The following is a 20,019-nucleotide window of genomic DNA, read 5'->3' as shown; positions in this document are numbered from 1 at the left end:
GGACCTCAGCGGTCCCCGGGGGGCAGCGGCAGGGCGGAGGCGGGCACCACGGTGATCGCCACGGCCTCCTGCGCCGGGTGCACCTGCCCGCCGTGCTGGTCGGCCTGGACGATCGCGCCCAGGGCGGCGGAGAAGAGCAGGACCTGGCTGAACAGGTAGAACCACACCAGCACGCCGATGATCAGGGCCGCGGAGAGCAGGTAGGGGTTGGCGGTGCTGCTCGCGATCACGGTCCCGCCCAGGTAGCGGAGCAGGAAGTTGCCGGCGGCGGCGGCCAGCACCGTGGCCAGCAGGGCGCGGCGGGTGAGCCGCAGCCCGGCGATGCCGCGGACCAGCTCGAGGGCGAACAGGGCGTCGAGCAGGACGACCAGCAGGGTGGACAGGGCCCAGGTGAGCCCGTGCCCCAGCCACGACGGCCCGCCGCCCCACCCGAGGTCGGCGGCGAGGCCCAGGAGGAAGCCCAGCAGCCCGGAGGCGGCGCTGTTGGCGGCCGCGGACAGGGCGAGCAGCACGCCCAGGATCACGAGGCCCAGCAGGTCCCGCGGGACGGCGGCGACGGGCAGGCCGCGGGCGGGCGGCACCTCGAAGAGCCGGCGGAAGGCCAGCCGGACCCCCGCGACCCACCGCCACCCCGTGAACACCAGCACGCCGGAGCCGATCAGGGTGGCGAGGGTGAACGGGCGGGTGTCCTGGAGCAGCTCCAGGGGCACCACTCCCCCGGCTCCCGTGTCCAGCAGCCCGGGCACCCGGGCGGTCACGGCCGCCACCACCGTGTCCCGCACGACGGGGTCGTTGCCCAGGAACACGCCGATCACGGAGAAGCCCACGACGAGCAGCGCGGTGGACGCGAAGATCAGGACGAAGGACAGCCCGGCCGCCATGAGGGGCCCGCCGTGGAAGAGGTAGTGCATGACCACCCGCACGGGCAGGCGCCGGAACAGCTCGCAGAGCCCCACCATGAGCAGGCCGGCGGCCACGGCGCCGGGCCCGGCGCCCTCCGCGCGCGCCCGGTCCAGCAGGGCCCGCTGGCGCAGTGCCTCCCGGCGCAGCCCGTGCCGGTCCACCGCCCGCGGAGCCATCGCGGGGGCGGGGCCGGTGCGGGGCCGGGCGCGGGTGCTCATGGCACGCGGGTCAGGCCCGCTCTCGCCCGCCGCCCTCGAAGGGGAACTCCTCGCGGATCTGCCACACGCCCTCCACGTCGAGCTCGTAGAGCCCGATCCGGTCCACGAGGAACCCGGCGCGGTAGGTGCGCAGCATGTCCTGGGCCCGGTCGAGGTCCTCCTCGTCCACGGCGTGGGCGATGGTGACGTGCGGGTGGAAGTCGAAGGGGGACGCCGAGACGAGCCGCTCCTCGTGCAGGGCCTCGTGCAGCGCCCGGCACTCCTCGCCGCCCTCCCCGATCCGCAGGTAGACGACCGGGGTGACCGGGCGGAAGGTGCCGGTGCCGTTGATCTCCACCCGGAACGGCCGCCAGTCGCGCGCCACGGAGCGCACGCGCTCGACGACGTCGTCCCAGCACGCCTCCTGGGGGGCGATCATCAGCGTGATGTGGGCGGGCACGGCGTAGGACGCGGGGTCCCCGAAGGACGCGCGCCAGTCCTGCAGCTCCCGGCCCACGGGCTCGGGCAGCTCGATCACCACTCCGGCGTAGACCCGGCCGGGGCGGAGGGTGGGAGACTGCTGCGTTCTGGTCAACTCAACTCCTCACGGGACGGGATCCAGCCTAGCCCAGCCCCTCCGGGGCGCCGAGGCGGGGCAGGAAGCCCACGCGGTCGTAGACCGTCGCGAGCGTGCGGGCGGTGACCTCCCGGCCCTTCTCGGCGCCGCGGGCGAGGATCCGGTCCAGCTCCGCCGGGTCGTCCAGCAGCTCCTGCGCCCGCTGCTGGATGGGGGTGAGGGTCTCGGTGACGACCTCGGCCAGTCCCACCTTGAGGTGGCCGTACATCCGGCCCTCGTACTCCGCGACGACGTCGTCGACCGTGCGCCCCGACAGGGCGGAGTAGATGGTGAGCAGGTTGGCGATCCCGGGCTTGGCCTCCCGGTCGAAGCGGATCTCGGTGCCGTCGTCGGTCACGGCCGACTTGATCTTCTTCGCGTTCTTCTTCGCCGGGTCCAGCAGGCGCAGGAGCCCGTTCTCGGACGCCGCGGACTTGGACATCTTGGCCGTGGGGTTCTGCAGGTCGTAGATCTTCGCCGACTCCGCGAGGATCTTCGCGTCGGGCACCACGAAGGTGTCCCCGAACCGGGCGTTGAAGCGCTGGGCCAGGTTGCGGGTCAGCTCGAGGTGCTGGCGCTGGTCCTCGCCGACCGGGACCTGGTGGGCCTGGTAGACGAGGATGTCCGCGGCCATGAGCACCGGGTAGGTGAACAGCCCCACCGTGGCGTTGTCCGCGCCCTGCTTGGCGGACTTGTCCTTGAACTGGGTCATCCGCGAGGCCTCGCCGAAGCCGGTGATGCAGTTGAGCACCCACGCCAGCTGGGCGTGCTCGGGGACGTGGGACTGCACCAGCAGGGTGGAGCGCTCGGGGTCGATGCCGGCGGCGATGTACTGGGCCACGGTGATCCGGGTCCGCTCCGCGAGCCGGGCGGGGTCCTGCTCGGCGGTGATGGCGTGCAGGTCGGCGACGAAGAACACGCACTCGTTGTCGTCCTGCATGTCCACCCAGTTGCGCACCGCGCCCACGTAGTTGCCCAGGTGCAGGGAGTCCGCGGAGGGCTGCACCCCGGAGACCACGCGCGGCCTGCCGGAGGTGGGGACGTCGAACGGGGCGGGGTCAGCAGTCACGGTGCGGGTCCTTCGATCGGAGGTGGTCGGTGATGCTCGGTGGCGCTCGGTGGTGCTCGGTGGTGCTCGGCGCCGGGGTCAGAGCCGGTAGTCGACCACCACGGGGGCGTGGTCGGAGAAGCGGGTGTCGTAGGAGGCGGCGCGGTCCACGACGGCGGTCACGGCCCGTTCGGCGAGCCCGGGCGTGGCCATGTGGTAGTCGATGCGCCAGCCGGCGTCGGTGTCGAACGCCTTGCCGCGGTAGGACCACCACGTGTAGGGGCCGGGGACGGGACCGGCGAGCCGGCGGGCCACGTCGTGGTAGCCGTGCTCGCCGAAGAACCGGTCGAAGTAGGCCCGCTCCTCCGGCAGGAACCCGGCGTTCTTGACGTTGCCCTTCCAGTTCTTGATGTCGAGCTCGGTGTGCCCGACGTTCATGTCCCCCACCACGAGCACGTGGTCGCTGGTCCGGGCGAGCGCGGGCAGCCGCTCGGTCATGACGTCGAGGAACCGGAACTTGTCGTCCTGGCGGACCGTGCCGACCTCGCCGGAGTGCACGTAGGCGGAGACCACGGTGAGGGTGCTGCCGTCGGCCAGGGCGTGGTCGGTCTCGACCCACCGGCCCGACGTCGCGAAGTGCTCGTGGCCGATGGAGTCCCGCCGGCCGGTGGGCAGCAGCGTCCCGCCGTGGGCGTCGCGGCGGGTCGCGACGGCGACGCCGGCCCGTCCCTTGTCGGCGGCCTCGGCGTGGTGGACGTCCCAGACCTGCTCGTCGAGCAGCTCGCGGACGACCTTGTCGGGGGCGCGGACCTCCTGCAGGCACAGGATGTCGACGTCGCGCCCGGCGAGCCAGGCGGCCATGCCGCGCTTGTAGGCGGCGCGGATGCCGTTGACGTTGACGGTGGCGACGCGCAGGGCGTTCTCGGGGCGGGTCATGCGGGGGGCACCTGGTTCCGGGAGGGGGCGTACAGGGGGCGGGGGGAGGTACGGGGGTCAGTCGACGACGGTGCCGCTGAGCGGCTCGCCCGAGTCGCGGAGCATGCTCATCCCGTTGCCGGCGGTGATGTCGATCGTGTCGAGGGCGCGGTCGAGGGCCTCGCGCTCGGCGCCGTCGACGGGGAGTGCAGCGAGCTCCTGCTTGATGACCTTCGACTGCACCAGCACGATCTGGAAGCTGTGGGAGAGCTTTTCGTCGCGCATGGAGCGGGAGGTCCGCGCCTGCGCGGCGGCGGGGGCGCGGCCGCGCAGCTGCTCCTGGGCCTCCTCGACCCGGCGACGGCCGAAGCGGGCGGCCTTGCGCACCATGAGCACCACCCACACGGCGAGCATGAGCCAGCCGAGCGCGATGCCGGCGAGGATCCAGCCCAGCAGCGAGTTGGCGTTCGCGGCCTGCAGGATGGCCACCACGAAGATGACCACGAGCACGGCCATGCCGATCACCGTGCCCCACAGGGCGGTGCGGGAGCCGGCCTCGCGGGCGGGGGCGGACGGGGTCGAGGATCCGATGGAGCGCATGGTGCACATTGTCTCAAATCCCGGCCCGGGCCACGAACCAGCTTGTCCTTCTCAGCAGGCAATCCGCCACGCGTCGAGCTGTAAGTTCTTTCGCATCGACGACAGCCCGAGCCTTGCGGCCTCCGCGCATCGGTTGGGCGTGTCTTCGTACTCCACGTTGAGCACAGCCTTACCCGCATCTAGGAACGGCTCGTAGGCAGCGCACTCGTCATAGCGGAAGCACTGCTCGTTGATCGCGAAATCGAAGTCCGGCTCGAGCTCGGCGATCTGGTCGATATCGTTCTTGAGGGCGATCGAAAGGCCTCGTTCATGAGCCATGGCCGCAAGAGCACGGTTGTAGCGGAGCTGGTCGGCGGCGCTCAATCGGAAACCAGTGTCGTTACCATATCCGTCCACATTGTCGGCTTCGACGGCATCAAAACCCTTAACTAAGCATTCGTCCATGCGCGCGGCCATTATGGGTTGCAAGATGTCCAGCCTCCGAATATCGAGCCACCGTTCGCCGGCCCAGTTCTGCATCGGCAGGCCCATCACATCAGCTGGGAAGCGATCCGCGTCAGGCCGCCATGCTTCAAACGTCCCCGCGCTTATGTAGCAAATCGTGTGCTTGTTCTCCCGTGCGAACGTCCGCACCTCCGCAGCGGGGGTTCCCTGTCCGTCCATCCCATACACGTCCACACCTGGTTCCATTTGAGGGGTGCTGCTGAGCTGCCATTGCCAGTCGGTGCGCGGCTGAGGCATCCATATCTCACGCTCCGCCCCCGCCCCTTTTCCTAAGGTTGCACTTCCAAGGGTGACACCTGCTGCTGCTCCCAGCCCGGCCAGTCCCACGGCAAGGACGATTACCGCAGTGCGCCGGTTCATGCGTCTGCTCCCCTCGGGAAACCGTTCCACGGATGTGGTGGGGAGGCTTCAGTGGCAAAGATGTATTGCACTCCATTCGCCCGCGCAGTCTGGTGCACTGCCTGCAATTCAGCAGAGGCACAGGTGTGCACCAGGTGCCAAGTGCCGGAGCCGATCGCCGGAACAGGGTCCCGGTTCAAGTAGTCCTGGGCGGTGCCCTCGAACTCACAAACGACGTCCAGGACCGCCGCCATCTCCGGACTGGGCATTATCCCCGGATTGCCAGCGACTAGGTGGACGCCGTCGGCACGCATGTGGGCTACGGCTTTCAGGGCCAGAGCGGCAGACGCGGTACCGTCGTCGGTGCCAGAGGGAAAACGGTCAAGCATCACTCCGCCCAGACCATAAAGACGTCGCCACACCGCGACGTCCTCGAGAATCTCCGCCATGGGACGCCGTCCATAATCCAGGTCGACGTAGCCCAGGGTCACCAGCCCAGGCGCAGCAGAAGACAAACTGCTTAATGCCGGTAGGTAATACGAGTCACGATCCTTCCCCGGTCCGTTATGCACGTTGACCACCACAAACCCATCGTCGATTCCGCTGGCGGAGGCGAAGTACCTCGCCAGCCGCTGCCATGCTGGCGGATCCTCCGCAGGGTGGACGTACCACGGAACACCAGGAGACGGCACCACGCGGCGACTCATGCAAAGACCCGGGCGTCGGAGAACTGGTGGATGAGCATCGCCAGTCCTGCCCCGCAGGCAAGAATGCTCAACGACAGGAGCGGAACGCCGCTGTACGTGCCAATGGCCAGCATCACGGGAACAGCCAAAGCCGCTGGGACTAATCCTTTTACCTGGGCGCCGAAGGCCGTAAGTACCGAGGAAAGGGTTGCAAAAACCGAAAAAAGAACAGTACCTAGAACCGTACTCGCCAGTTGTTCCTGCAACGAACCTGTGATGGCGACGACCATTACCACAAGGCACGCCGCAAGCGCGGCGATGACCATGACGGAAAGACAAGCCAGTCCCCAAGCAAACCACCGAGACCATAGAAGTGAGGTGGATCGGTGCGCGAACCAGGACAGGCGCCCACGCAGCGCGACGATGCCAGGATCGGTAATGCTCACGGCGAGCACAGCCGTGGCCACGAAGGCTGTGCCGTGGCTTTCCGGCACGGCCGACAACGCAATCACTAGAGCTCCCGCAAGCAAAGCTGCCTGTATCACTGGGACAGTGATACCACCGAAGTCGCTCGGGTTCAGTCGCTCCGGCCCCCGTTCGGAACGGACGGCGCGGACGGTGTACGCGCAGATGAGCACAACGGCGGCGATTGCAGGTAAAGCGGCAGGCAACCCAGCCGATGCAACTGTCCGATGCCATACCACCCATGTGAGAAACTCCAGCAACACGGCACCGCTCATCACCATCAACGGCAGGACGATGCGATCCATCACCGTCAGCAAGGACACCGAAAGGGCGTAGACGACCCATCCCAGCACCAGAGCAAATCCCGTCGCGCCGATGCGGCCGTCTATTAATAGGGCGGTGGAACCGAGCAAAGCGAAAGCACCGCACAATATGGCAACCACACCGCCGAAGCGGGCAGCATGGCCCACGGGATCAAAGCGCAATCTGTACCAAGTGATGCCTGCCACTGCCTGACCGAGCACCCATCCCGCACAGCCTGCCACGATCATCTCAAGGGGGCTCGTGCCCAATTGGGCCTGAACGAGGCCGGCCAGCAGGGCTCCACTGACGAGTAGCGCCGCCCGCATCCAAGCCCTGTGCACCGAATAGGCCACTGACACGGGATCTTTCACAGCCCGCGCCCGGCCCCGGCTATTGATAACCTCACGCGCAAGGTCGAATACCGAAACGTAACCGTACCGGGCCCACACGGATCGATCACTGTAACCACGCGACTCGATCCGGGCTGCGGCATCGAGGAGGTCTACGACATCGCCGCCGTCGCCTTGAAATTCGTCGGGCAGATGACGGCCAGGTTTCCGCGGAGGCTGTGCTGACGTCCCGTCGCTGGTACTTGTGAAGTCATCCACGCTTAACCCACCTTCTCTACTGCCGCCGAGGCGATGGTCACCGTTTGATTTGCGCCGAAGGGCACGCCGACCGGGATGCCAGCTACCCTCGCGTAGTGGCTGCGGTAGTTGTTCAGGAAGATTTGCAGGTCAAACTTTTCCAGACTGTACTGCCTGGCAAGCCGCCCCATTCGGCGACGCAGGAGGTCGTCCGTGAGCAATTCGACACAGGCATCGGCGAACGCCTTGGGGTCGCGAGCGGGAACTAACCGGCCGGTACGCTGTTCGTCATCCAAGCACTCGGAAACTCCGCCGACGTCGGTATTCACTGTGGCTCGTCCACACATCATGGCCTCGACAACCGTAAAAGGCAGGCCCTCGGAGATGCTGGAGAGAACCACAAGATTACCGGCTTCAATGGCGGGACGACTCCCTGCGGACGGCCCCTCCCATGTCACTGCCTCCGACACGCCAAGCTCGGCCGTCAGCGCTACCAGCTGATTCTTGTATTCGATATTCGAGGGCTGAACTGGGCCAAAAATGCGTAGCCGCGCCCCGCTGATCTGCTGCCGCACGAGGCCGAACGCCCGTATCAACGTCTCCAGGTCTTTGAGCGGATCAATGCGTCCCACGAATGACAGCGTTGGCACAGTGGGTTCGGATTCCACTGCGGTAAACATTTGTGGGTCGACGCCGTTGACAACCGTTTCGATTTTCTGCTCCTCGGCCCCCAACCTCTTTTCCCAGCGGGCATTGAACCGGTTGACGGGCAGAATTTTGGGGTATTCTCGGTAGGCAAGGCGGCACAGGGCGGACATGAACGCCATGACCGCCCGGCGTACTGGCCATGGCAGACGGGACTTACCCATGGCGAGGTATCGCTCCCGCAGGTAGACACCGTGCTCGGAAAGCAGTCCGGGCGTTCCTGTTCGCCACATGTGGGCTAAGCCGATAAGTGCAGACGGTCCGTTACCCGTGGCGTGGACCACGTCGACGGGGCTAAGTCTGGTATCGACGAGCGCGAGCACTCTGTCCACCAGATTGCAGGCCATCACAGCCTCCCCGACGTGCAGCGATCGATTGCCGTCCGGCACTTGTTGTTGTTCGGTCCACGCCGCTAACAGCGCAGGAACCGAGCCCTTAGCTGCCAGCAAACGACTGATGGACATTACCTCCGAAATCTCGACAAGCCCTCGGATGGCCTCCGTGAACCGGGCGTGGTTGGCGGGATCATCAGGGCCAAGCACCGCGTCCCACATCGAGTTGAGCAGGTGTTCTGCCCGTTGCCGCGCGGCGTTGCGCCACCGCAACGGTGCTGGCCAGTTACCCCACATGGCTACGCTACGGACCTCTTCAACATTCGACGGCAACGACCAAACCAGGGGCTCCCGTCCCGTAGCGACAATGGCCGTAACCTCAAACTCGTGTTCGGCCATACCGGTGACCAGCTGATCGCACCATGTACTCACCCCGCCTGTTGTCACCGGATAGGTGCCTTCTGTGATCATCGCTACTCGCATGTTCCTGCTTCCCCCTTTGCAATGCGGCCACCGGCGCCCTTCGCCGTGGCCCGGAAGCGACGGCGTCGGCACGCCCCCCAGCGCACCTGCCCCCGCTCCCGTAGCTATCTCAAACGACCCGTTGGAACCGCGTCGTCTGCCCCGGCATCTGGTATCGGCGGGTTCCTGGCTCTGGCTCCGCGTGCCAGTTGAGTCCCGTCCAAGGCATGCTCGGCTGGTCCTCTCGATTGGCGGATCTTTTGAATGCCTTCTCCAGTCGAGGTCGAAGCGCCGTATCCCGTATCTCCCACGGTCAGCACGGTTGTTGAGCCATCGGAAATTACAAGGTTTGCCGTGTCCTTACCCGAGTAGGTTTCCGGCAAATATTCCCCGTCGACCGTCGTCCCATCGGGCATCGACACAGGCACCACGGCGCCGCTGTGAGCAGCGGACACGATGACGGTGCCACGCCAATAGACAGCCGTGGCGCCATCCTCCCGAGCCCACGTCGCTTGATCCCGCAGAACAGTCCCAGCTTCCGCCATTGTCGGGACGACCGGCGGAGTGTTGTCGGCGTAGGTGTCCCGATACCAGCTGAGCATCCGCTCAAGTACGGGAAGAGCAATACGGTCCTTCGTCACATTCGACTGGTGGACGTAGTGCGGTCGCGGATCGTTCCCAAGAACATGCATGAGACCTGTGCGCGCCTCTGTAGGCACAATGTGCTCTTCAAAGCCGCTACTGGCAGGCAACGGCTCAATGCAAGTAGAGGTTTCAGGATGCTCCTCGCAGAAGCCGGATCCCCCGTCGTTGCGGGAGCTGTAGACCCAGTTGTACTCATCCACCTCCTGCTCACGGGTGGCGGCGTCAAAAAATAGGTTCATTGGATGTCGCGGCACCGTGAACGCGGAGCCGATCTGCCGTTGATCCCTTTCCCTGGACGCGTCCGCGGCAATCCATGCAATGCCGGCGTCGGTGAGAGCGGGCGCAAGATACGGATTGTCATGCGGCGGGGTGGGCCATGCCGCCAGACCTGAATGCTCCCCGGTCACCAGCGAGGCGGGCTCGATTGCCATGCCATGGCTTTCGGCAAATCGCTGATTTTCCGTGATCTCGTCCCGAATTGTGTCCCCCGGAACATATTGCACCGCACCGGATGAATCGGTCACACACTTCTGCTCCCCGTGCGGGAGGTGAGGGTAAATACATCCAAGATTGAGATGTGAGTAGGTGTGGTTAATCCACCTGAATGCCGAGGGATCCGCCAGAAACGTATCAAGCAACGGTTCACGACCCCCGTCGACTCCGCTAACACGGTCGGCGGATCCACTGCCGTTGAATACCATGTGCAAGGGGAAATCCCATTTCCGCTGCCATTTTTTTAAAAAATGTACATCTGCGGCGGTCATTCGTGTCGTGTCCACCGCGCGGGGGCTAGGAGCCCTAGTGCAACCGTGGGTGTTATTGCAGCCGCTATCGCGGCTCCATAATTTGTTGGCCATAAGTACGTCGTCGACGTGCACGGAGAAATAATTCCTGTAACGACCCAAATGTATTCCCCGAGTCAGCCACTCCAGTTGGCCGTGGGCGAGCACGTGAAAGTGATGCTGGTACTGGTTGGACGCGAAGGTATTGAACATTTCCTCGCGCGCCCCGTGGTCGTGGATGCCAATCAGCACCGCTTCCTCCCCGTTACGAGACATGCGCGTGGTGAGCACCGGATCAAGGCGCGCACCGGTTGAGGGCTTGGGAGTAGCTAGGTGACCGTAGGACTCATTGACGGCAGGATCGAAGTCGTCAAGCTTGACATCGCCCAGCAGGTAACCGAAGTCTCCTCTGCGAGCCGCCCCGACGACAGTAGCGTTCATACCGTCCACTGCCCCGGAGTGCTCCGGGGCGTTCATGCCCAGGGCTGCATCGGGCCACACAGATGCGCTGATCTGCCGTACTGCGAACTGCGATTCATAGCGGTGCAGGGCTGCGAGCTCATCGGGTTTCAGGCCAGCGGGAGAGGAAGACGGCAAGATAACGCCCTGGAACTTAGCGTGTCGCGCATGGGGATCGGCCGCCGTCAGGAACGTCTCATCAAGCACCGGCCGTTCGGGGTCCGTGAGGTCCAGGCGCATGAGCGGAATGCCTTCACGATTGAGTCGATCCTCATAGGCTGCAACCATCGCCGAGCCGTCGAACACCACGAGCACCACCAAGTCAATTTTGGGCTCCGCCTGCCGGCCGACAGTGGCATCATCCCCAATGTCCACGCTCTCGATGGAGGTTGTGAAAGCCAGAGCGATCACCAGTACTGATCCGGCAATCGCGGCCGCGCGTCTCCGCCGCGTACGGCGAGAACCGCCCCTGCCATTTTGCGCTGACGGCACAGGCAACCGATGCATGCCCCTCCCCAAAGAGCTACGTCCGCACGACCACCCCCACGACGGCCGAACACACCTCGTCATTTTTGGACACCGCAAACCGGTAACGGCTTGCAGGATCAAGCAGGCCGTGCCGATGCCGACGACAGACCCACCCGTTACGCCTGGGCAACGCCTACGCCGTCCCTCAAAAGCCGATCCGCGTCAATAGTGACTTGTCACGCACCCATTTACCTAAGATGACGGCATACCTGCCGCTACGCCTGCTCCCAGGGCTCAGCGTAGGAACAGGGCCCGCAGCCGGGCCGTGGTGACGAGCACCCCCACCCCCACGAGGGCCAGGTAGTAGGCCGCGTGCCCTGCCGTGGCGGCGCCGGGGGCGCCCGCGGCCAGGTCCCGCAGCAGCTCGACCCCGTGCCACAGGGGCAGCGCCTGCACGGCCCACCGGACCGGCTCGGGGTAGACCTCCAGCGGGTAGAACGTGCCGGAGAACAGGAACAGCGGGAGCGTGAGGAAGGTGACCCAGTCCATCTGCTGGAACGTGCGCATGAAGCTGGTCACGGCCATCCCGAACGCGGCGAAGCCGAAGGCCACGAGCACGGCCCCGGGGACCATCAGCACGGCCCACCAGGAGTGCACGAGCCCCATGGCCGCCATGACCGCCGTGAAGCCGGCCGCGTAGACGCCGCCGCGCACCAGCGCGACGCCGATCTCCCCGAGGGCCACGTCGAGCGGGCCCAGGGACGTGTTGAGCATGCCCTCGTAGAGCCGGGAGTAGCGCAGCTTGAAGAACACGTTCCACGTCGAGTCGTAGACGGCCCCGTTCATCGCCGAGACCGCCAGCAGCGCCGGGGCGATGTAGGCGGCGTAGGCGACCGGGGCGCCGTCGGGGCCCGTCACCTCCCCCACGATCGAGCCCAGGCCCACCCCCATGGCGAGCAGGTACAGCACGGGCTCCACGAACCCCGAGGCCATGACGGCCCAGTTGGCCCGCCACTGCGCCCGCATCCCGCGGGCGAAGACCGCCCGGGCGTTGCCGCTGTAGAGCGCTCCCCCGCGCGGGGGGCGCAGCAGCCCCTGGCCGTCGGGCGGGGAGCCGGCGACGGGTCCGGGCGCGGGTCCCGGCGCGCTCACGTCTCCAGCCTCCCGGCGTAGGCCCGGCGCGCGAGCACCCATCCCGCGCCCGCGAGCGCGGCGAGGTAGCCGGCGTGCACCGCGGTGAGCCAGCCGGGCTCGGCGAGCCCGTACGCCAGGACCCGGCCCAGCTCGGTCGCGTGCCACAGCGGGGACAGCCACCCGACGACCTGGAGCGGGCCCGGGAGCACGGACAGGGGGAAGAAGGTGCCGGAGAACAGGAACAGCGGCATGATCACGAACCGCTGGAGCAGCGCGAACTCGCCCCGCTCCTCGCGCAGGCGCGCCGCGAAGGCCATCACGGGCAGCCCGAACGCGTTGCCCGCGAGCACGCCGAGGGGCACGAGCAGCCACCCGGTCGCCGGCCGCGGGACCGCGCCGAACGCCAGGAGCACCCCGTAGTAGACGCCGGAGGTCACCAGGTAGCGCACCGTGGCCGCCGCGGTGTGCCCGGCGGCGAGCTGCGCCGGGGACAGCGGGGTGGCGTGGGCGCCCAGGTAGGTGCGCCGCCACCTGAACCCGGCCATCACGGTGTAGGAGTTCTCCTCGGCGCCGGCCATCATCGCCGCGGACACGAGCAGGGCCGGGGCCACGAAGTGCAGGTACGAGGTCCCGAGCCCCGGGCCGGACGGGGCGGCGGTGTCGACGACGGTCGCCAGCCCGATCCCCAGGGCGAGGAGGTAGAGCACCGGCGAGCCGACCCCCACGCCCAGCAGGGTCCCGGCGTAGGCGCGCAGGTTCCGCAGCCGGTGCTCGGCGAAGTACAGGGCGCCCCGGGCCCGGGCCCGGCGGGCGGCCTCGTCCGGGCCGAAGGGCGGTCGCAGGGAGGAGAGGTCGACCACGGCGCCCCCGCGCGCCGGCCGGGCGGGCTCAGTCAACGAGGGACCTGCCCGTCAGCCGCAGGAACACGTCCTCAAGGGAGGAGCGGCGCACCAGGGACGTCAGCGGGTGCAGGCCCCGGCGGGAGACCTCCTCGAGGTCGCGCTCGCCGTCGGCGGAGTAGACGAGCACCCGGTCGGGGAGCACCTCGACGCGGGAGCCGAGCCCGGCGAGCCGCTCGGCGGCGGCCGCGTTGCGGTCGGAGCCGAAGCGCAGCTCGAGCACCTCGCGGGTGGAGAAGCGGCGGATCAGCTCGGCGGGCGAGCCCTCGGCCATGATCCGGCCGGCGTCGACGACGACCAGCCGGTCGCACAGCTGCTCCGCCTCGTCCATGTAGTGGGTGGTGAGCACCAGCGTCACGCCCTGCTCCTTGAGCCGGAACAGCCGGTCCCACAGCACGTGCCGGGCCTGGGGGTCGAGGCCTGTGGTGGGCTCGTCGAGCAGCAGGATGCGGGGGTCGGAGACGAGGGAGCGGGCGATGGTCAGCCGCCGCTTCATCCCGCCGGACAGCTCCGAGACCTTCGCGCCGGCCTTGTCCGTGAGCTGGGCGAACTCCAGCAGCTGCTCGGCCTTGGGCCGCAGGTACGCGTACGGGAGGCCGAAGTAGCGGCCGTAGACCACGAGGTTCTCCCGGACCGAGAGCTCCTCGTCCAGGTTGTCCTGCTGCGGGACCACGCCCAGGTGGGCGCGCACCCGCGGGCCCTGCTCGTCCGGGTCCAGGCCGAGGATCTCCAGCCGGCCGGAGGTGCGGCGGGAGACCCCGCCGATCATCCGCATGGTGGTGGACTTGCCGGCGCCGTTGGGCCCGAGCAGCCCGAAGGACTCGCCGCGGGCGACTTCGAAGCCGATGCCGTCCACGGCGCGGAAGCTGCCGTAGTGCTTGGCCAGGTCGGTGGCGCGGATCACGATCTCGGACACCGGCCCAGTGTAGAGCGGCGCCGGGGACGACCGCTCGTCCCCGGCGCCGCGGTGCGCCCGGGGTCCCCGGGCCGGCGGGCTCAGCGCAGCCCGGCCTGCCGCTCGGCGGTCTCGACGACGTTGAGCAGCAGCATCGCCCGCGTCATCGGGCCCACGCCCCCGGGGTTCGGGGAGATCCAGGAGGCCTTCGCGGCCGCGGCCGGGTCGATGTCCCCGGCGAGCTGGCGCTTGCCGGTCTCCGGGTCCTCCACGCGGGAGACCCCCACGTCGAGCAGGACCACGCCCTCCTTGAGGGAGTCGGCCTTGATCATGTGCGGGCGCCCGGCGGCGGCCACGACGACGTCCGCCTGGGCGAGTAGCTCGTCCAGGTTCCCGGTCCCGGTGTGGGCGAGCGTCACGGTGGCGTTGATCTCCCGCCGGGTGAGCAGCAGCCCGATTGGGCGCCCGACGGTGACGCCGCGGCCCACGACCAGGACGTGGCGGCCCGCGAGGTCCACCCCGTGGCGGCGCAGCAGCTCCACGACGCCGTTGGGCGTGCAGGGCAGGGGCGAGGCCATCGGCTCGGACACGTTGAGCACCAGCCGGCCGAGGTTGGTCGGGTGCAGCCCGTCGGCGTCCTTGTCCGGGTCGATCCGCTCGAGGATCGCGTTGGTGTCGAGGTGGCCGGGCAGCGGCAGCTGCACGATGTAGCCGGTGCAGGCCGGGTCGGCGTTGAGCTCGTCGACGGCCCGCTCGAGCTCCTCCTGGGAGACGTCGGCGGGCAGCTCGCGGCGGATCGAGGCGATGCCGACCTCGGCGCAGTCCTTGTGCTTGCCGCCCACGTAGGAGTGGGAGGCCGGGTCGTCGCCGACCAGCAGCGTGCCGAGGCCGGGGACGACGCCCCGCCCGGCGAGGGCGGCGACCCGGTCGGTGAGCTCGGCCTTGATGGCCGCGGACGTGGCCCGGCCGTCGAGGATCTGCGCGATCATGCTCACCACTCCTCGAGGCCGTCGTAGAGCGGGAAGTCGGCGGCCAGCTTGTCGACGCGGGCGCGCAGGGCGGCGACGTCGGCGCCGGGCTTGAGGGCGGTCGCGATGACGTCGGCGACCTCCTCGAACTCGGTGGCGCCGAAGCCGCGGGTGGCCAGCGCCGGGGTGCCGATGCGCAGGCCGGAGGTGACCATGGGCGGGCGCGGGTCCCACGGGACGGCGTTGCGGTTGACGGTGATCCCCGCCCTGTGCAGGAGGTCCTCGGCCTGCTTGCCGTCCAGCTGGGAGTTGCGCAGGTCCACGAGCACGAGGTGCACGTCGGTGCCCCCGGTGAGGACCGAGACGCCGGCGTCGGCAACGTCGGCGGCGGAGAGCCGCTCGGCGAGGATGCGGGCGCCCTCCAGGGTGCGCTCCTGACGGTCGCGGAACTCGTCGGTGGCCGCGATCCGCAAGGCCACGGCCTTGCCGGCGATCGCGTGCATCAGCGGCCCGCCCTGCTGGCCAGGGAAGACCGCGGAGTCGATCTTCTTCTTGAACTCCCCCGTCGTGAGGATCACGCCGGAGCGGGGGCCCGCGAGGGTCTTGTGCACGGTGGAGGTGACCACGTGGGAGTGGGGCACCGGGTTGGGGTGCAGGCCCGCGGCCACGAGGCCGGCGAAGTGCGCCATGTCCACCCACAGCTTCGCGCCGACCTCGTCGGCGATCGAGCGGAACGCCTCGAAGTCCAGCTGCCGGGAGTACGCGGACCAGCCGGCGACGATGACCTGGGGCCGCTCGGCGAGGGCCTGCTCGCGGACCTTGTCCATGTCGACCGTGTAGGTGGTGGGGTCGACCTCGTAGGCGGCGATCTCGTAGAGCTTGCCGGAGACGTTGAGCTTCATGCCGTGGGTCAGGTGCCCGCCGTGGGCCAGGGACAGGCCCATCAGCTTGTCGCCGGGGCTCATGAGGGCGGCCATGACGGCGGTGTTCGCCTGGGCCCCGGAGTGCGGCTGGACGTTGGCGTGCTCCGCGCCGAACAGGGCGGTCGCCCGGTCCCGGGCGAGGTTCTCGACGACGTCGACGAACTCGCAGCCCCCGTAGTAGCGGCGCCCGGGGTAGCCCTCGGCGTACTTGTTGGTCAGGACGGAGCCCTGCGCCTCGAGGACCGCCCGCGGGGCGAAGTTCTCGGAGGCAATCATCTCGAGGGTGCCCCGCTGCCGCCCGAGCTCGTCGGCGATGGCCGCCGCGATCTCCGGGTCGACCTCGGTGAGGGGCTGATTGGTGACGGACGGGGACGAGCTCGTGGACATGCCGCTCCTGAAGCTGGGACCTGGGGTCGGACACCACGAGTTTAGGCGATCGGCCGGGCGCTCCCGGCCGGGCCCGGGCGGGGCTCCCCCGCCCGGATCCGCTCGAGCCCGCCGGGGCTGTCCGTCGTGAAGGCCGTCGCCGGGGCCCAGCACGGGCGGATCGACGTGCGCGGCGCCCCCGGGCCACCGGCTTCGCGGTCCGGCTCCCGCCCGCCCGAGCGGCGCGCCCGGGGCGGGCCGTGTCCCGCCAGGCGGACCCCGCTTGCCCCGGGGGCCACCGGGCCGTTTAATGAGGTCGTCAGGAACCGTCGGCACGGAGGGCGCGCCAGCCCCTCCCCGCCGAACCGCAACGCCGCGCCCGGGGTCCGTAGCGTACCGCGTGCAGGTTTCCCCGAGCGGTCCCGCGGGGCCCGGAAGCCGCTCACCACGCTCCGGAGGAACCCCCGTGAACGCACTCCCCACCGCTCCGTTCACCGCGTCCCTGCCGCGCATCCGGTCCTCGGGCAACCCTCCCCAGACGATCGACCAGCTGCGCACCGACCACGAGTCGGTGATCTTCGACATGGACGGCGTGGTCACCGACACCGCCGCCGTCCACGCCGCCGCCTGGAAGACCCTCTTCGACGCGATCCTGGCCGACGACCGGCTGGAGCCGTCCGCCGAGGGCGGGACCGTGGACCGGCGCCCGTTCGACGCCGACGCCGACTACCGCCACTACGTCGACGGCCGCCGGCGCGAGGACGGGATCCGGGCCCTGCTGGACGCCCGCGGAGCCTGCCTGCCCGAGGGCGACGAGACGCCCGGGGCGTGGACCGTGCAGGGCCAGGCCGCGCTGAAGAACGCCTACTTCCAGGAGGTCCTGCACGTGAAGGGCGTGCGGGTCTTCGACGGCACCGTCGCCCTCATCGAGCGGCTGCGGGCGGCGGGTGTGCCGGTGGGGCTCGTGACCGCCAGCCGCAACAGCGTCCCGGTCCTGGCCGCGGCGGGGCTGCAGGACGCCTTCGACATCATCGTGGACGGCCACTTCGCCGCCGAGCACGGGCTGCCCGGCAAGCCCGCCCCCGACACGTTCCTGACCTGCGCGCAGATGCTGGGCGTGGACCCGGCCCGCTCCGTCGTGGTGGAGGACGCCGTGGCGGGCGTCCAGGCCGCCGCCGCCGGCGGCTTCGGCATGGTCGTCGGCATCCGCCGGCACGGCGAGCGCCAGGACCTCTACGACGCGGGCGCCACGGTCGTGCTCAACGACGTGGCCGAGCTCGACCTCGGCGCGCGCCGGGACGACCCGTGGAAGCTGGTCTTCGAGGGCTTCGACCCCGCGGCCGAGGCCCGCCGCGAGGCCCTGCTGACCCTCGCCAACGGCTACATGGGCGTGCGCGGGTCCGCGTGCGAGTTCCCCGACAACGGCGTCCACTACCCGGGCAACTACCTGGCCGGCGTCTTCAACCGCGTGGTGAGCCACCTCAGCGGCCGCGACGTAGAGCACGAGTCCATGGTCAACGCCCCGAACTGGACCCACCTGGACCTGCGGGTGGCCGGCGGCGAGTGGTGGTCCGAGGGCGGGCTGCGCCCCACCGCCGAGCGGGTCGAGCTCGACCTGCGCCGCGGGCTGCTGATCCGGTCCCTGACCCTCACCGACCTCCACGGCGACCTCGGCGACGACGGCTCCCACGCCCGGCTCGAGATCGTCCAGCGCCGCCTCGTCTCCCTGCGCCACCGCCACCTGGGGGCCCAGGAGACCACGGTGACCGCCCGCGGGTTCTCCGGGCGCCTGCACGTGCGCACCGGCATCGACCCCACCGTGCGCAATAACGGGGTCGCGGAGTACAAGGACCTCAACGCCCACCACCTGGTGGACCTGGAGTCGACGTCCCTGCCGGACGACCACGAGACGCTCCTGTCGCACGTGCGCACCACGCAGTCGAAGATCGAGATCACCACAGCCCAGCGCACCACGATCGAGGGCGGCCAGAACGTGCGCGAGCGCCGCGAGATCCGCCCCGGGGGCACCGAGTTCCGCCGACACCAGGTGAACATCACGGAGGGCCGCCCGGTGATCATCGACTCGACCACGGCCGTGGTCACGAGCCGGGACGCGGCCATCGGCTCCCCCCGCGAGGGCGCCCTCGCCGAGCTGGACCGCAACCCGAGCGGCGTGCGGGGGCTGCTGCCCTCCCACGAGGTCGAGTGGGCGCTGCTGTGGGACCGCTACGACGTGGACGTCTGCCCCGACCCGGGAGACCGCCCGAAGGAGCTGGCCATGATCCAGCTGGCGCTGCGCACCCACCTGTTCCACGTGGCCCAGACCCTGGCCCCCCACCTGTCGCTGCGCGACGCCGGCGTGCCCGCCCGCGGGCTGCACGGCGAGGGCTACCGCGGCCACATCTTCTGGGACGAGCTCTACATCCTCCCGGTGGTCAACCTGCGCCAGCCGCGCGTGACCCGCTCCCTGCTCTCCTACCGCTGGCGGCGGATCGCGATGGCCCGGCACCGGGCGATGGAGTTCGGCCTCGAGGGCACCGCGTTCCCGTGGCAGTCGGGCTCGGACGGCCGGGAGGAGACCCCGCCGGAGCTGTTCAACCACCACTCCAACCGGTGGCTGCCGGACAACTCCTGGCGGCAGTTCCACGTGGGCCTCGCGATCGCCTACAACGCGTGGATCTACTACGAGACCACCGGGGACATCGACTGGCTGGCCGGCCAGGGCTCCGAGCTGATCATCGGGATCACCCGCCTGTTCGCCTCCCTCACCGACTACGACCCCGCGGACGGGCGCTACCACATGGCCGGGGTCATGGGCCCGGACGAGTACCACGACGGCCCGCGCGGCCAGCACGGCGGCGGGCTCAAGGACAACGCCTACACCAACGTGCTGGCGGCCTGGCTGTTCCGGCACAGCGCCCACATCTTCCACGACATGGTGGAGCACCAGCGGGAGGAGCTCGCGGCCCGCTTCGGGCTCTCGGCCGAGGAGGTCGGGACTTGGCAGCGGATGGCCGAGCGGATGTTCGTGCCCTTCAACCGGGACGGCACGATCAGCCAGTTCGACGGCTACGACGACCTCGACGAGCTGGACTGGGAGTACTACCGCGCGAAGTACCGCAACATCGGCCGCCTCGACCTCCTGCTGGAGAACGAGGGCGACATGACGAACAACTACAAGCTGTCCAAGCAGGCGGACACCATCATGCTCGTCTACCTCCTCGGCCCCGACGGGCTCGTCGAGGAGCTGGGCCGGATGGGCTACGAGGTCGACCACGCGGCCGTCGAGCGCACGGTCGACCACTACATCGCCCGCTCCTCCCACGGCTCGTCGCTGTCCCGGGTGGTCAACGCCTCGGTGCTCGCGTGGCTGAACCCCGACCGCTCGTGGTCCGCGTTCCAGGATGCGCTGCTCGTGGACCTCGACGACACGCAGGGCGGCACCACCGGCGAGGGCATCCACCTCGGGGCCATGGCCGGCTCCGTGGACGTCGTCACCCGCGCCTACGCCGGGCTGCGCGTGCGCGGGGAGTGGCTGGAGTTCGACCCGGCCCTGCCGAGCCAGCTGGACCGGGTCTCCTTCACCGTGCTCTACCGCGGGCAGGTCATCCGGGTCTGCATCGACCACCACGTGCTCGAGCTCGAGGGCTCGTCCCAGCGCGCGGACAGCGTCACGATCCACGTGCACGGCGCGGAGTACGTCCTCAAGGGCGGGCAGCGGATCCGCGTCGCCATCCAGCAGCGCCACCCTCGCCCGGGCACGCAGCAGGCCCTTGAGCGCTGACGGCTTCGACCCGCCCTCGCTGCGGCGGCCGTTC

The 20,019-nt window shown here is 69.0% G+C and carries 16 protein-coding genes; 1 reads left to right on the top strand and 15 read right to left on the bottom strand.

Going from position 1 to position 20,019, the window contains the following annotated elements:
* Positions 1–5: 5 nt before the first annotated feature.
* The 15 genes from ACYSMR_RS12925 to glyA form a co-directional block, all read right to left on the bottom strand.
* On the bottom strand, positions 6–1,121 hold the full coding sequence (locus tag ACYSMR_RS12925; RefSeq protein ID WP_461745716.1) for a YhjD/YihY/BrkB family envelope integrity protein: 1,116 nt from the start codon (positions 1,119–1,121) through the stop codon (positions 6–8).
* 10 nt (positions 1,122–1,131) lie between these two features.
* A complete protein-coding gene (locus ACYSMR_RS12920) occupies positions 1,132–1,695 on the bottom strand; it encodes a 2'-5' RNA ligase family protein (RefSeq protein WP_251333521.1) in 564 nt (187 codons plus the stop codon).
* 28 nt (positions 1,696–1,723) lie between these two features.
* Complete coding sequence (gene trpS, locus ACYSMR_RS12915) at positions 1,724–2,785, bottom strand: tryptophan--tRNA ligase (protein ID WP_251333522.1); 1,062 nt, start codon at positions 2,783–2,785, stop codon at positions 1,724–1,726.
* Between the two features lie 78 nt (positions 2,786–2,863).
* A complete protein-coding gene (locus tag ACYSMR_RS12910; RefSeq protein ID WP_461745713.1) occupies positions 2,864–3,700 on the bottom strand; it encodes an exodeoxyribonuclease III in 837 nt (278 codons plus the stop codon).
* Positions 3,701–3,757: 57 nt separating this feature from the next.
* Positions 3,758–4,279 carry a hypothetical protein gene (locus tag ACYSMR_RS12905; RefSeq protein ID WP_461745711.1) on the bottom strand — a complete coding sequence of 174 codons (522 nt, stop codon included), beginning with the start codon at positions 4,277–4,279 and terminating at the stop codon, positions 3,758–3,760.
* A 51-nt stretch (positions 4,280–4,330) separates the two neighbouring features.
* A complete protein-coding gene (locus ACYSMR_RS12900) occupies positions 4,331–5,143 on the bottom strand; it encodes an endo alpha-1,4 polygalactosaminidase (RefSeq protein ID WP_461745709.1) in 813 nt (270 codons plus the stop codon).
* Entirely contained in the window at positions 5,140–5,829 is a 690-nt protein-coding gene (locus tag ACYSMR_RS12895; protein WP_461745707.1) for a spherulation-specific family 4 protein, read from the bottom strand. Before ACYSMR_RS12895 ends, ACYSMR_RS12900 begins: the two co-directional genes overlap by 4 nt.
* Positions 5,826–7,184: a hypothetical protein gene (locus ACYSMR_RS12890; RefSeq protein WP_461745705.1), complete on the bottom strand. Its 1,359-nt coding sequence runs from the start codon at positions 7,182–7,184 to the stop codon at positions 5,826–5,828. Before ACYSMR_RS12890 ends, ACYSMR_RS12895 begins: the two co-directional genes overlap by 4 nt.
* Positions 7,185–7,186: 2 nt before the next feature.
* Positions 7,187–8,671 carry a GT4 family glycosyltransferase PelF gene (gene pelF, locus ACYSMR_RS12885; RefSeq protein ID WP_461745703.1) on the bottom strand — a complete coding sequence of 495 codons (1,485 nt, stop codon included), beginning with the start codon at positions 8,669–8,671 and terminating at the stop codon, positions 7,187–7,189.
* A gap of 116 nt (positions 8,672–8,787) precedes the next feature.
* Positions 8,788–10,959: a hypothetical protein gene (locus ACYSMR_RS12880; RefSeq protein ID WP_461745701.1), complete on the bottom strand. Its 2,172-nt coding sequence runs from the start codon at positions 10,957–10,959 to the stop codon at positions 8,788–8,790.
* Positions 10,960–11,310: 351 nt separating this feature from the next.
* A complete protein-coding gene (locus ACYSMR_RS12875) occupies positions 11,311–12,210 on the bottom strand; it encodes an ABC transporter permease (RefSeq protein WP_461745699.1) in 900 nt (299 codons plus the stop codon).
* Entirely contained in the window at positions 12,165–13,046 is an 882-nt protein-coding gene (locus ACYSMR_RS12870) for an ABC transporter permease (RefSeq protein ID WP_461745697.1), read from the bottom strand. The genes ACYSMR_RS12875 and ACYSMR_RS12870 overlap by 46 nt, the downstream gene beginning before the upstream one ends.
* A complete protein-coding gene (locus ACYSMR_RS12865) occupies positions 13,039–13,965 on the bottom strand; it encodes an ABC transporter ATP-binding protein (RefSeq protein ID WP_461745695.1) in 927 nt (308 codons plus the stop codon). The genes ACYSMR_RS12870 and ACYSMR_RS12865 overlap by 8 nt, the downstream gene beginning before the upstream one ends.
* A gap of 80 nt (positions 13,966–14,045) precedes the next feature.
* Positions 14,046–14,933, bottom strand: coding sequence for a bifunctional methylenetetrahydrofolate dehydrogenase/methenyltetrahydrofolate cyclohydrolase (locus ACYSMR_RS12860; protein ID WP_461745693.1), 888 nt, complete (start codon positions 14,931–14,933; stop codon positions 14,046–14,048).
* A 2-nt stretch (positions 14,934–14,935) separates the two neighbouring features.
* Positions 14,936–16,222, bottom strand: coding sequence for a serine hydroxymethyltransferase (gene glyA / locus ACYSMR_RS12855; RefSeq protein WP_461745691.1), 1,287 nt, complete (start codon positions 16,220–16,222; stop codon positions 14,936–14,938).
* A 445-nt stretch (positions 16,223–16,667) separates the two neighbouring features.
* On the opposite strand from glyA, the gene ACYSMR_RS12850 reads away from it, so the two are divergent.
* Positions 16,668–19,985, top strand: coding sequence for a beta-phosphoglucomutase family hydrolase (locus tag ACYSMR_RS12850; RefSeq protein WP_461745689.1), 3,318 nt, complete (start codon positions 16,668–16,670; stop codon positions 19,983–19,985).
* Positions 19,986–20,019: the final 34 nt, after the last annotated feature.

The sequence above is a fragment of the Kocuria sp. U4B genome, assembly GCF_054875615.1.
This window is presented reverse-complemented; position numbering and strand designations above follow the sequence as displayed.